Annotated in this window: 11 protein-coding genes; 6 read left to right on the top strand and 5 right to left on the bottom strand. The window is 62.5% G+C overall.

What is annotated here, in order from left to right:
- Window positions 1-112 precede the first annotated feature (112 nt).
- From QM716_RS25135 to QM716_RS25125, 3 genes are all read left to right on the top strand, one after another.
- Window positions 113-1,444, top strand: a complete 1,332-nt coding sequence (locus QM716_RS25135; protein ID WP_283306865.1) for a class I SAM-dependent methyltransferase — start codon at window positions 113-115, stop codon at window positions 1,442-1,444.
- A 20-nt stretch (window positions 1,445-1,464) separates the two neighbouring features.
- Window positions 1,465-2,784, top strand: coding sequence for a lipase family protein (locus QM716_RS25130; protein ID WP_283306864.1), 1,320 nt, complete (start codon window positions 1,465-1,467; stop codon window positions 2,782-2,784).
- A gap of 84 nt (window positions 2,785-2,868) precedes the next feature.
- The gene (locus QM716_RS25125; RefSeq protein WP_283306863.1) at window positions 2,869-3,540 is read left to right on the top strand and encodes a DUF1345 domain-containing protein; all 672 of its coding nucleotides are present in this window, start codon (window positions 2,869-2,871) and stop codon (window positions 3,538-3,540) included.
- A gap of 4 nt (window positions 3,541-3,544) precedes the next feature.
- Here the strand turns inward: QM716_RS25125 and QM716_RS25120 are convergent, their stop codons facing one another.
- On the bottom strand, window positions 3,545-4,174 hold the full coding sequence (locus QM716_RS25120) for a LysE family transporter (RefSeq protein ID WP_283306861.1): 630 nt from the start codon (window positions 4,172-4,174) through the stop codon (window positions 3,545-3,547).
- A 111-nt stretch (window positions 4,175-4,285) separates the two neighbouring features.
- On the opposite strand from QM716_RS25120, the gene QM716_RS25115 reads away from it, so the two are divergent.
- Both QM716_RS25115 and QM716_RS25110 read left to right on the top strand, forming a co-directional pair.
- On the top strand, window positions 4,286-4,942 hold the full coding sequence (locus QM716_RS25115) for a nitroreductase family protein (protein ID WP_003942413.1): 657 nt from the start codon (window positions 4,286-4,288) through the stop codon (window positions 4,940-4,942).
- Window positions 4,936-5,541: a dihydrofolate reductase family protein gene (locus tag QM716_RS25110; RefSeq protein ID WP_283306860.1), complete on the top strand. Its 606-nt coding sequence runs from the start codon at window positions 4,936-4,938 to the stop codon at window positions 5,539-5,541. Before QM716_RS25115 ends, QM716_RS25110 begins: the two co-directional genes overlap by 7 nt.
- Here the strand turns inward: QM716_RS25110 and QM716_RS25105 are convergent.
- Window positions 5,538-6,341, bottom strand: coding sequence for a sulfite exporter TauE/SafE family protein (locus QM716_RS25105; protein ID WP_502942140.1), 804 nt, complete (start codon window positions 6,339-6,341; stop codon window positions 5,538-5,540). The two genes, QM716_RS25110 and QM716_RS25105, sit on opposite strands and share 4 nt — an antisense overlap.
- A gap of 92 nt (window positions 6,342-6,433) precedes the next feature.
- Between QM716_RS25105 and QM716_RS25100 the strand changes: the two genes are divergently transcribed.
- Window positions 6,434-7,237, top strand: coding sequence for an AraC family transcriptional regulator (locus QM716_RS25100; RefSeq protein ID WP_283306857.1), 804 nt, complete (start codon window positions 6,434-6,436; stop codon window positions 7,235-7,237).
- Here QM716_RS25100 and QM716_RS25095 read toward each other — a convergent pair.
- From QM716_RS25095 to QM716_RS25085, 3 genes are all read right to left on the bottom strand, one after another.
- A complete protein-coding gene (locus QM716_RS25095; RefSeq protein WP_283306856.1) occupies window positions 7,215-7,664 on the bottom strand; it encodes a DUF8021 domain-containing protein in 450 nt (149 codons plus the stop codon). The genes QM716_RS25100 and QM716_RS25095 overlap by 23 nt on opposite strands.
- A 46-nt stretch (window positions 7,665-7,710) precedes the next feature.
- Window positions 7,711-8,964 (bottom strand): glycoside hydrolase family 1 protein, encoded by a 1,254-nt coding sequence (locus QM716_RS25090; RefSeq protein ID WP_283306886.1) that lies wholly within the window; start codon window positions 8,962-8,964, stop codon window positions 7,711-7,713.
- A 141-nt stretch (window positions 8,965-9,105) separates the two neighbouring features.
- Window positions 9,106-12,375 (bottom strand): arabinosyltransferase domain-containing protein, encoded by a 3,270-nt coding sequence (locus tag QM716_RS25085; protein WP_502942139.1) that lies wholly within the window; start codon window positions 12,373-12,375, stop codon window positions 9,106-9,108.
- Window positions 12,376-12,672 lie beyond the last annotated feature (297 nt).

The raw sequence follows: 12,672 nt of genomic DNA, 5'->3' as shown, positions 1-12,672 counted from the left end.
CCGAAACCGTGATGAACACTGCCTAAAACTCGGACAAATGGCACGAAAGATTCGCGCATCGGGCGTAAGTTTCCTGTCATCGGCTAACCATCTTTCATCGGAGGGTTGATTTGTGACTGGTGCCGCAACCAAGATTCTGACAGTTTTCGAGGACGTGATCGGCGTTCCGCTTCCGATTCGAGTGCGTTGTTGGGACGGTTCCGAGGCAGGCCCACCGGACGCCGCTGCGCAGGTGCATTTCCGGAATCGGCGTGCCCTGCGCCGAGTCCTTTACTCTCCCAACGAATTGGGGTTGGCGAGGGCGTACGTGTCCGGGGATCTTGACGTCGACGGCGATATCTTTGCACTCCTCGACGTCCCTGACCTGGTCACGCGGCTCGGTGAGGATCGGTTGTCGGCGTTGCCGTTGCGCTCGATCGTGCGGGCCGTCGGTACTTTCGCCGGCTTGGGGGCGGTAGGTCTACCGCCATCACCCCCGTCGATCGAGATGCGTCGTAAGCGAGGCAAACGACACAGCAAATCGCGCGATTCGGCGACCGTCTCCCATCACTACGACGTCGGGAACCGCTTCTATGAACTGTTTCTCGGGCCGAGCATGGTCTATTCGTGCGGATACTGGCCCGAAGGGGTCGAATCCCTCGAAGCCGCTCAGTTCGCGAAGCTGGACCTGATTTGCCGCAAGCTCGATCTGAAGCCGGGAATGCGACTGCTCGACGTCGGCTGTGGTTGGGGATCGATGGCACTGCATGCTGCCCAGAACTACGGCGTCGACGTCGTCGGAGTCTCGCTGAGTAACGAGCAGGTCGAGTACGCCAAGGGGCGAGTTGCCGATGCAGGTTTGACCGATCGCATCGAGATTCGGGTGCAGGACTATCGCGACGTCGATGACGGCCCGTACGACGCGATTTCGAGCATCGGCATGTCCGAGCATGTGGGCCTGGTCAATTTGCCGGTGTACACGGCAAAACTCCACGATCTGCTCGTACCGCAGGGCCGTCTGCTCAATCACGCCATTGCGGCGGTGAAGTCGTTGTCGGACAAGGCCGAAGACGGACCCAGTTTCATCGACAGCTACATCTTCCCGGACGGCGAGATACTTCCGCTGAGTAAAACCATTGATGCGCTGGAACTTTCAGGTTTCGAGACACGTGACAGCGAAGCGTTGCGTGAGCATTACGCACTGACTTTGCGCGCGTGGGTGCAGAACCTTCGCGAGAACTGGGACGGCGCAGTCCTACAGGTCGGTGCTCCTCGGGTGCGTACCTGGTTGCTGTACCTCGCCGCCAGTGCGCTGGGTTTCGAGGAACCACACAGGCTTACGATTCATCAGGTTCTGGCCGTGAAACCAGGGGATCGGGGGGCCAGCGGCATGGCCCGCTCACGTAACAGTTGGTACCGATGGATTGAAGTCCCGCAGATCGAAACCGGTCCGCGCATCGACTGAGGCCTATACGTTGGATTTCCATGAGCACCCGGAAGGTTGTCCTCGCGGCGCTGAAGATTTCGGCCGTTGCGGTATCGGCGCTTTTGCCGACCTCGCTGCTGTTCACACCGATATCGAACGCCGAACCGTTGAACGATTTCTACGACGCGAGCCCAGGCGACGTCGGTGATCCGGGATCGGTGATTCGGACGGAACCCCTTCCGCTTGCCGGTGCCGTCGGCCCAGTGCCTGGTGTAGGGACTCGGATCCTGTACGCGAGCACCGACACCCACGGATCCAAGGTTGCCGTGTCGGGCTCGTACCTGGAACCGGCCGCCCCGTGGTCAGGGGCGGGTCCGCGCCCGACGGTCGTGATCGGTCCGGGCACACAGGGTCAAGGTGATCAGTGCGCGCCGTCGAGGATGTTCCCCACTGCCGGTCAGCTCCGCCTGGCGGAACCCGGGAATCCGTCGAACTACGGTGCCGGTGTGGACAGTTTCGGTGTCAATTACGAGTCCGCTTTCGCGTTTGCGTTCCTCGCCCAGGGCGTTCGAGTGTTTGTCACCGACTACATCGGACTCGGAACGCCCGGCGTCCATACCTACGTCAATCGCGCCGAGGAGGCTCACGCGATGTTGGACGGTGCACGCGCCGTCCGAGCCCTGGCGAAAGCAGGGGCGGACGACCCGATAGCGCTTTGGGGGCATTCGCAGGGCGGCGGCGCCACTGCCGCAGCAACCGAACTGGCGCCCGAGTACGCGCCTGAGGTGAATCTGGTCGGGAGCTACGCGAGCGCGCCCCCGGCCGACCTGGCAAGCGTTCTGCGTCATATCGACGGTACCGGCCTGATGGCCGCGATCGGCTACACGATCAACGGCGTCCTCGACCGCTATCCAGCCGCCCGAGAACCGATCGAATCTCGACTGAACGACTACGGCCGGTCCGTGCTCGCCGACGTCGCTGGGCAATGCCTCATCGATTCTCGAACCAAGTACGGAAAGCAGTCGACGGCGTCATGGACCACAGACGGACGACCCCTTGCCGACGTGGTGGAATCGGTACCGGAGATCCAGCAGGTGATCGAGGAACAACGCATCGGGCGGCGAACCCCGGCCTCGCCGATACTCGTCAACGGAGCGCTCAACGACGATTTCATCCCGTACGAGCAAACCCGGCGCCTGGTTCAGGACTGGTGCGCGCGTGGGGCCGAGGCGACGTTGTTCACCGACACCCTGCCCGCGGTGAATCCTGGGAGCGGCAACAATCACCTCGCACCGGCGGTGGCGGATTTCGGCGTTGGATTGCAGTACGTGCTGGACAGATTCAACGGCAATCCGATAGTCGGTGCGTGCAACGCATGACAGACCCTGCTTCTGACTGACCTGCTCCTCAATTGGCCTGTCCCGTAACCACCGTCTCAGCGCGAACGGTGGTTGACTGAGCCCGTGAACGATCGATCGCACGACCTTCCGATCAGCCCGGTTCCTCGCAGCGCGCTCGGTGCCGGGCCGGCGCTGAGAGTGTCGACAGGTCTGCTGCTCGGTGTGGCCGCAGGTGTCGTCACGGCGTTGGTCGGCTATCCGCGGTTTGCGTTCCTGATCGGCTGGGATGTGGCCGCAACGGTGTTCACGGTGTGGACGTGGATTCTGGTCTGGCCCTTCGACGCGACGCTCACCGCAAGCCACGCAACGCGCGAAGAGCCGGCCCGCAACGTCGCGCACCTGCTGATCCTCGGCGCTGCCGTCGCAAGCCTGGTCGGTATCGCGTTCCTGCTCTTGGCGGCACCCGACGGACATCACTACCAAGTCGTGGCGGCATCGGTTGCAGTCGGCAGCGTGGTGATCTCGTGGTTGGCGGTCCACACGCTCTTCGCCCTCGGATATGCGCGGCTGTACTATTCCGGCCCCGACGGCGGAATCGATTTCAATCAGGAAGAACCGCCGAGGTACAGCGATTTCGCCTACGTGGCGTACACGGTCGGGATGAGCTTCGCGATTTCCGACACCAACTTGAAGTCGTCGGACATGCGTGCAATGGCGCTCGGGCACGCCCTGCTGTCGTACCTGTTCGGTTCGGTGATCGTGGCGTCCGTCGTCAACTTGATTGCCGGCCTGTGATCGATCAGGCCGCCGCACGGCCGATGCTCGAGAGAAAGCCTGCAGCGCCGAAGAACAGACCGGCGAACACTCGATTGGTGGTTCGCTGCTGTTTGGGGGAGCGCATCAAGGTGAGCACTCGTGCGGCAAGCCCGGTGTACCCGGTCATCACGATCACGTCGACGGCGCACATGGTGGCGGCGATGATCAGATACTGGGGCAGCAGCGGTGCCGACGGATCGAGGAACTGCGGGAGCACTGCGAGCATGAAAACGACGGCTTTCGGGTTGCTCGCGTTCACGAGAAATCCGCGAAGCATCATCATCGGACCGGAACTGCTCGCGGCGGTTTCGTCGGTCTCCACCTCGGTGGGCGCCGATCGCCACTGCCTGATCCCCAGGTAGACGAGGTATGCGACACCGAACCACTTGATCAAGGAAAAGGCCACGGTCGAACTGGCGAGAATTGCACCGACGCCGGCCGCAACAATTCCGATCTGCAACAACAATCCCAACTGCAGCCCGAAAATGTTCCAATATCCGCGTCGCAGACCGTATGCAAGCCCCGACGACATCGACGCAATGGCGCCGGCCCCTGGTGACAGGCTGATCACCCAACTTGCTCCGAAGAACGCCAACCAGACGTGCCAACTCATGTCGAAAGTCCTTTGATCCGTGAAAGCTCCCGACACACCAGCACGTACGGGATCAGAAAAGTGTAGACGGACTGCCCTGCTCACTGCTCGCGACAGTGCAATGATCGGGAGATGACGTCGTATCCCGTGCTCGACCTGACACCCGACGAATTACTGACCACAACACGGACGGTGCGAAAGCGTCTGGATCTGACCCGTCCGGTGCCGTTGGATCTGGTGAAGGAGTGCCTCCAGATCGCCCTGCAGGCACCCTCCGGCTCGAATCGCCAGGGCTGGCAGTGGATGGTGGTGACCGATCCGGCACTGCGAGCAGCAGTTGGGCAGATCTACAAGGAAGTCACCGATGAATACCTTGCTTCTCACGGTTCGGCGGCAAAGCTCTTCGCCGACGATCCCGATCGCGCGCCGATCCAGCAGCGAGTAGGCACCAGCGTCGCGTGGCTCGGTGAGCACATGGGTGAGGTACCGGTCCTTCTCATTCCGTGCATCAAGGCGGGTAAGACATTGCCGGAGGGGAATCAGGCGGGTCTGTGGGGTTCGCTACTCCCGGCCGCGTGGAGTTATGCGTTGGCAGCACGGGCACGTGGACTCGGTACGGCATGGACAACATTGCACCTGCAGCGTGAGGCGGAAGTTGCGGAGCTGCTGGGCATTCCGGCCGGATTCCATCAAGCGGCACTGATCCCGACAGCGTACTTCACCGGCGAGACGTTCAAACCCGCCGCGCGCGAACCCGTCGACAACGTGCTGCACGTGGACCGATGGTGAGCCTGATCTACTCGGCGATCTGCTCGATCGACGGGTACGTGGCGGACAGGGACGGGAACTTCGACTGGGCTGTTCCCGACGCGCAGGTCCATTCGTTTGTCAACGAGCTCGAGAGGGGAGTCGGCACGTACCTGCTCGGGCGCCGGATGTACGAGACGATGATTCCCTGGGAAACAATGGCAGCCGAGGACCTCGAGCGTTCGTCAGTGCCAGGAGGTTCTTCGGTTCCGGACGAGTTTGCCGGTATTGAGGCGGCGACCGTCGAATTCGCTCAGATCTGGCGTGGAATCGACAAGATCGTGTACTCCACGACGCTGAACGAGGTGTCGACTGCGCGCACCAGGATCGTCCCGCGCTTCGAAGCAGATTTCGTCAGCTCGATCAAGAGCGAAGCGGTACAAGATATCTCGATCGGTGGACCTACGGTTGCGGTTAGTGCTTTCGCGGCGGGTTTGGTCGATGAAGTGAGACTGTTTCTGTGTCCGGTCAGTGTCGGCAGCGGATTGCGAGCTCTCCCTGAAGGAAGGCTTGACCTGCGACTGCTCGAGGAGAAAACCTTCGACGGCGGCGTGATCTACCTGCGGTACGCCGTTCGCTAGGCCGCGATCATCACTGCCGTGACGACGCAGAGTAGAGCGATGTAGGCGCAGGCATGGACGCGGTCCGGAATAGCACCGACTAGTCGCCGGCACAGCACAATCGCAGGCAGAGAGCCGGCGAGAAGCGCGCAGACGGCCAGAAGGTCGACAGCGCCGACTCTGCCCGCCGACAGATCCGAGGCAGTGCCTTGTCCGGATGCCGCCGCGTACACCGCAGTCGCGACGACGGCGACAGGCAGGCTCAACGGTTTGGCGCTCGCGGCGGCATCGGCCATCGGAACTCCGCCGCGTCGCATCATCGGCACCGTCATGACGCTCCCGCCGACTCCGAGGAAACTTGCGACGGCACCGATGCCTATCCCGACAGCGCGGACGCCGTGATGGTCAAGATATTCGCGAGGTTCAGGTGGTGTCAGAAACCCTTGTCGCAGAAGGCTGTCGAGGATCGTCACGACGAGGTAGAGGACAAACAGGATCCGGACGATGCCGTCGTCGACGTGGCCTGCCGCAACCGCTCCGAGGCCTGCTCCGGCTGCGACGGGGCCGATCAGTGGTCGGATGTACTCCGTCCGAAGGCGCCCTGTCTTCCTGAATGCGACTGTGGCACTGAGTGAATTGACCACCATCACGGCCGCCGAGGATGCCACGGCGACATGCATCGGATCGATGACGTGTGACCGAAACGCGGATGCCGCGTAAACGACTGGGACGGTGACAAACCCGCCACCGAATCCGAAAAGAACGGTGGTGATACCGGTCAAGGCGCCGAAAGCGAGCAGGATGAGGGCGTAGTGAAGCACGTGATGAACGGTAGCGATTTCCCTACTGGCGCACATTCGAAGGTTCGCCAACTTCCATTGTCAATCAGACACGGACTCGGTAGGTTCCTCCGGTGCGCAACATCTCGATCAACGACGTCGATCACTCACCTCGCGGTGTTCTCGCAATCGGAACGGACTACCCGCCCGGTCATGCGCTCGCCGCCCACGAACATCGGCGAGCCCAGTTCCTCTTCGCTGTGAACGGTGCGATGAACGTCGAAACCGAAGACGGTGAGTGGACGGTTCTGCCGTCGAATGCGGTCATGATTCCAGCCGGCGTCGCTCATGCGGTGACGATGGACGGCGTCAGCACACGAAGCCTCTACATCGAACCGTCTGCAGTTCCCTGGTTTCCGGTCAGGTGCCGAGTGGTCGCGGTCTCGCCGCTACTACGCGAGCTACTTGTCGCTGCGGTCGACATGGATGTCGAATTGAACGTGGAGGACGACTTCTCTGCCCACGGACGAGAGGCCGCAGTAGTTCAGCTGATCCTCCACGAACTTCGCGACCTTGCACCCCTACCTGTGGAACTCCCACTGCCTCGGCACCCGGGATTGCGGGCGTTGTGCACGCGGTATCTGGCAGGCCCGTCGATTCACGACTCGCCCGCGCGGTGGGCCGGGCGACTCCACATCAGTGAACGAACGCTGCACCGCTTGCTGATCTCGGAAACGGGGATGAGCGCGTCGTCGTGGATGCAGCGTGCCTGCATTCTTCATGCGCTTCCGAAACTCTCCGCCGGCGCCAGTGTGACGTCCGTTGCGTCTGAACTCGGATACTCGACGCCGGCTGCCTTCGCGGCGATGTGCACCCGGGTCTCGGGTGCACCGCCCAGTAGCTATCGGGCGCGCGTTACGACACCGACACCGGGATAATGTCGGCGACGACGTCGTGGATGAGCCCGTCACGGACTTCGAAGGTTTCACGAATCTCCACGGTCATGAGACGAGTGCCACCGATTCCCGAGTCCAGCAGGTAGGTGGTCGAGACGATGTCCCCGGCTTCCGACATTTCGAGGTCGCGTACGCCCTGGATGACGCGGTACTGGATGCCGTTTTCGAGGTCGGCGGTCATCTGCGGTCCGGAGAACCCGGTCTTGATTCCGGCTTCGACGCGCGTCGCGTCCGGGGCGAAATGCACATCGGAGACGTCATGGGAGACGAGGGCGTCGATGTAGGCACGTGCCTGCGCCTCACGGGGTGAATCGGCCGGGTTGGGGGCTGCCGTCGCAGCGCCTCCCGCAGCCAGGATCAGGGCAGCAGTGGCAGCAGCAGTTCCGGCGATCTTTTGCAGTGTTCGCATGGGGCATCCTAACGACGGGGAGTGGAGGAAATTCGGAAAACGGCTGTTATCGAGTAGCCGTGCAGCTGCGTGGAGGGTCGACGAGCGAGCAGAATGCCGGGGCCATGACGGGCACGTAGTCGGCTCCGACGCCGTTGTCGCGAATGATCCGGCGGTAGGTGTCGACTCCGTCAGTCGGGATTCGGGCCGCGGTGGGATCGCCGAGAACATCTACGGTGTAGAGGCCGAATCGAGGTCGGTACGAACCCCATTCGTAGTTGTCGGTGATGGACCAGTAGTTGTAGCCGATCACGTCGGCGCCGTCTTCTCGGGCGCGTTCCATCCAATAGATGTGATCGCGTAAGTGATTCGAGCGTGTGTATCCGTCGGCGCGCGGCGCTCCGTTGTCGGTGGGCATACCGTTCTCGACGATGTAGAGGGGGAGTTCGGGATACTTGCCCGAGTAACGCATCAATGCGTCGTACAGGCCTTCCGGTTGTGGTGTGACGTTGTAGAACTCGTCGAGTGCGGCGTACGCGGCAGTCGGATTGTTCAGAGCCACACCGTAGTAGTAGTCGATCCCGAGAAAGTCGAGCTTGTCGCGCACTCGATCCGTGAACACCGAATCGATCGCCTCGGACACACCGGGAATGAAGGAGAAATTACTGCTCACGCGGGCACCGGGATCGAGAACATGGATGCGGTCGTAGATCGCCCGGTGAGCTCGAACCAATGAGTCGAACATCGACGGTGCCTGGGTGAGAGCGATTCCGCCGTAGGTCAATTCACGCTGAACATACACAGTCGGCTCATTGATCGTGATCCACAGCGCGCCGATTCCGGAGTAACGCTCGACTACCTTCTCTGCGTTGACCAGCCAGTCGGCTTCAGTCTTCGGATTTGTCCATCCTCCTTGATCGACAACCCATCCTGGATACACCCAGTGATCGAGCGTGATCATCGGAGTCATGCCCCGCGCGCGGATGTGAGCCACCACATCGTCGTAGTACGCGAATTCGGTCGCGTTCCAGCTCCCGGCGGAGGGCTGAACCCGCGCCCACTCGACGCCGAAGCGGAAAACCTTCGACCCCAGATCGGCCGCCCGGTCGATGTCCTCGGCGTAGCGATGGCGGAAGTCGACCGAATCGCCGATCTTGTCGTGAGTTCGCCCGGAGTCGGAGTATCGCGACCAGTTGCTGTCCGGTGACGATCCTTCCGATTGGAATCCGGAGGTGGCAACGCCCCAAAGGAAATTGTCCGGTACCTCCGCCGAGGCGCGAGCGGGAAGTGCGAGCGCCCCGAGCAGGCACGTCAGTGCCATCAGCGCAGGCGCGATAGACCGTGACAGGGCTCCCATGCCTGGGAGACTAAGTCATACAAGTGTCCAGTCGCAGGCGTTTCGTCCGATCCGCCCGCGACTGGACCTCGTCACTCAGAACATTCGCGCTCAGAGCCTTCCCGCTCAGAACACCATGGTCATCGGACCAGGGTTCCACGTTCCGGAACGTGGAACTCGTGTTTCGTCGACCTGGGCGGGCACTGCGCTCGGATCGATTGGTGTGTACCTCTCGATCGAACCCCAGTCGCGAGCCCAGTCGTTGTCGAGGTACGACGGAATGGTCTGAGCGCTGAGCAGCAGATCGATCCACCCCAACGGTCCGCCGCCGTAGTGGTCCTGCCATGCACTGGTCACGAGCGCGCCGGAATGGTCGGGAAGGATCCGGTACTCGGGGACCTCGGCGATTCCGACCCGATGATCGAAGGGGCGTTGGCACGGGAATGCCAGGCCAACAGCCCAATCCAGCATGACGGGCGCCTGCGAACCCACGACGTCGTTGAGCTTCTGGGTCTTCGGAACGCGTGGCGGGGTAACGGCTACCCATTGGTCGGCCTTGCTGTCGTAATCGCTGACGACAAGTCGAATGCTGTTGGCTTCGACGGGAATCTGATCCAGCGGCACGCGCAGGTTCCGCCATGACGGTGCCGGCCCGATGTCGAGAGGTGCGATCTTTCCGAGTGTTTCCACATCGTCCGCTTCCGCGTCGTCGACGCCGCGCGCTGTGCCGTACTCGACCTCAACGTTCTGGCCGTAAGTGACGATTCCGTCCTTGTCGACGGATCGGACACGACCAGCCGTTGCAATCGAGATGATGTCGCCACGTGTGGCGTTCTCACCCACGTCGGGTAGTTGGTACCAGTCGCTGGTCAGAGTGCCGGGGGAGGATTGACCGTAACTGCCCATGACCGGTGTTGTCGCCGGGTCGAGACCGAACGGCAACGCGACCGAACTGCCGTTGACACCGGTCTGTCCGGCGCCACCACCGGTTCCGGCCGAGTTACCGGCGGCGTCCTCGGAGGTGTCGACGGTGTTCGCGCCGCCGGTAGCGGTGGCTTCCTTGTCTGCTCGAAGGTCGGAGGCGACACCATTCGGATCGAATCCGGTTGCCCCACCTGCGGAGAGCGCCGTGGCGACGTTGCCGGAGAGAGGAGTCAACGTCGACGCATTCGGATCGGTTTCGAGCAGAACGTCATTGGCGAGCCCGCAGTGTTGGCCGAGAACCGCGTCGACGTTCGCGCGGCCCACCGAATAGGCCGGGTATTGGGTGATCACACCTTTGGACATGGACAGCACCTCGAAGAGGACCATGGCGCCTGCGGCGATCGTCAGCGGAGAGATGGCAAGCAGTCGAGCGTGCTTCGCGGACGGTTCCTTTCCGGCGGTGTACGGCTCACGGAAGAAGTACCACGCGGCGACGCCGAGCATCAGCACGGTCAATCCGAGGAGGACGGTGCTCGCGCCGAGTCCGCCGATCGACACCGGCTTGTCCCACCACGGAACGCTGTAGCTGGACACGTAGTAGTAGCTGTTGCTGCCGGTGAATGCGACCGCCAGCAGGAACAGGACAGCCGCCGCGAAGAGGGCGCGATTGCGCGGCGAGCGCAGGAGTTTCGTTCCCACGGCGACGGCCGTCATCATCGCCAGAACTGCGGTGAGTCCGGCAAAGATTCCGAAGTGGTGCGTCCATTTGGTCGGCGAGAACATCAGCAGTGGCAGTGCGCCGATCGTCAGTCCCACTACGCGGCGTGACGGGCCGGCGGCCAAACCGGGAATCCGGCCACCCTTGCGCAGCATCATCGCGGTGCAGACGCCAAGGCACAGAACCATCACGAACACACCGAATCGGCGGGTCAGGGAACCGTCGACGGAGATGTTGAAGAGGTACTGATAGCGGAGGTACTCGTCGAACCAGGGCTGGTTCGGTGAAATCGAGTGGACGCGCTGCATCTCGATGACGGCAGCGAGGCTCTGATCACCGAACGCGGGGATGAGGATCGAGAGTCCGGCAGCCAGCAGTGGCCCGACAGCTGCGACGTAACCGGTGGTGCGCGCACGTTCGATGATGATGCGCATGATCGGGCGTATGCCGGCGATGAGTGCGGCGAAGCAGATGAGGCCGGAAGGCCCGGCAGTCAAGGTGAATCCGGCGATCAGAATTGCAATTGCGACCGGAAGAAGTCGTCTTGTCGCGACGGCGCGTTCGATCGAGCACCACGTCAGCAGGACGCCGAGAGCAACGATCGGTTCGGGGCGCAGTCCGTTGTTGAAAGGAAGCCAGAATGCGAGGAAGACGAGCGCACCGGTCCAGAGAGCGAGCCGGTTTCCGCGAATTGCGGCGCCCAGCCGAGGCGCGACCTCCCGACTGATGACGAGCCAGGTGATGATGCCCGCCAGCAGCGCAGGCAGGCGGACCCAGGGGCTTGCAGTGCTGACGTGCGCGAGGAGTCCGAGGATGTTGTAGTACGGAGTTCCGAACGGGGTTTCGGGGACTGCGAACCACCGGAAGTAGTTGGACATGTAGCCGGATTGCTCGGAGGCCCTGGCCATCGTGAACTGGTAGCCGTCGTCGGTGGTGGTAGCGCCGATGAAGTGCCACAGCACCAGAGTTCCGACCACGACGCCGTCGAGGACGGTGAACTTCCACCACCGGGCGGGCAGGAATTTGCGTGTGCCCCGGCCGTCGCGGTTGTCGAGGCGGTGCAGGGCGACGAGGGATACGACAGCCGTGAGCGCCCCGAGAATCATGGCGAGTGTTTTGATCACCGACGGGCTCGACGTGAAGCGAGAGTCTGCCTCGATCGAGACGTTCAAACCGGCTGCTGCCGAATCGAGGTCACTGAAGACACCGACTACCTGTGGCCGGCTGTCGCCCTCGATGACGCGCGGTTCGGAACCGGTGGCATCGAAGGTGGTTCGGGTCGGCTCGGCTGAAAGTGTGAGCGCGCATCCACTCGGCAGATCAGCGACCGGCGTCGAGAGCAACACTTGATCGCGCAGGACCACATCGACCTTGGCGGGAGCGTCGGCGGATTCGGGGGAGACCGTGGCGACAAAACCGTAGCGGCGCGCGTCGGCGGCACCCGGGGGAGCAGTCGAGACGAGTGTTCCGCCTGCGGCGGTCAACTCGTTGATCGACGCGCACGGAATCGATGCCTCCATACGCAGCGGTGTGTACGAGACCAATGGCGCCTTGACGCTCGTCGTCGATCCGGACTGCGGCCAGTTGACGGCGGCCGTGTCCTGTTCGATCGGTAGGAACGGCACCGATCCGCACAAAATTATGCCGAGGATCGATGCGACAATCGCAACGATCCGTGCTCGGTTCGGTCCGCTGGATCGCTCGGGGGTCGGCAGGGCCGGAGGTGCGGTCGTGGCCACGTCACTGTCTGTCACGACTTTGGACCCTATCTGTGCGTGACGTATTTGTTATAAAAGCGCGAGTAATGGGATGGTCGTGTTCCCGGTGCCGTTCCTCGGGGTGGGGTTGTCGACGATCGGGGCGGGGGTGCTGTGCACGAAGTTCACGAGTCCATTCCGCTGAGCCCAACTACTGCGGCGGTCGGCGGTCGCATTGTGCGTCGTCCTCGGAATTATCTTGGTGATTGTCTGCGGGTTCGCGGCGATCGTGGAACGCGACCCGGCGGGCTACCTCGGTGCTGTTATCCGCGATCCTGTGCTTCGGGTTGGCCG

Origin of the sequence: Rhodococcus sp. IEGM 1409, assembly GCF_030056735.1 — a bacterium.
GTDB lineage: Bacteria > Actinomycetota > Actinomycetes > Mycobacteriales > Mycobacteriaceae > Rhodococcus_F.
Note: the sequence above shows the minus strand (reverse complement) of the source record. Positions and strands in the feature narration are given on the sequence as shown.

Coding starts and splice junctions, on each gene's coding strand:
- QM716_RS25090 (WP_283306886.1), bottom strand. CDS start 8,964: ATGGCACTGACGTGCCTGCTCGGGGCGCTCGCACTTCCCGCTCGCGCC.
- QM716_RS25110 (WP_283306860.1), top strand. CDS start 4,936: ATGGTGAGCCTGATCTACTCGGCGATCTGCTCGATCGACGGGTACGTG.
- QM716_RS25095 (WP_283306856.1), bottom strand. CDS start 7,664: ATGCGAACACTGCAAAAGATCGCCGGAACTGCTGCTGCCACTGCTGCC.
- QM716_RS25120 (WP_283306861.1), bottom strand. CDS start 4,174: ATGAGTTGGCACGTCTGGTTGGCGTTCTTCGGAGCAAGTTGGGTGATC.
- QM716_RS25115 (WP_003942413.1), top strand. CDS start 4,286: ATGACGTCGTATCCCGTGCTCGACCTGACACCCGACGAATTACTGACC.
- QM716_RS25130 (WP_283306864.1), top strand. CDS start 1,465: ATGAGCACCCGGAAGGTTGTCCTCGCGGCGCTGAAGATTTCGGCCGTT.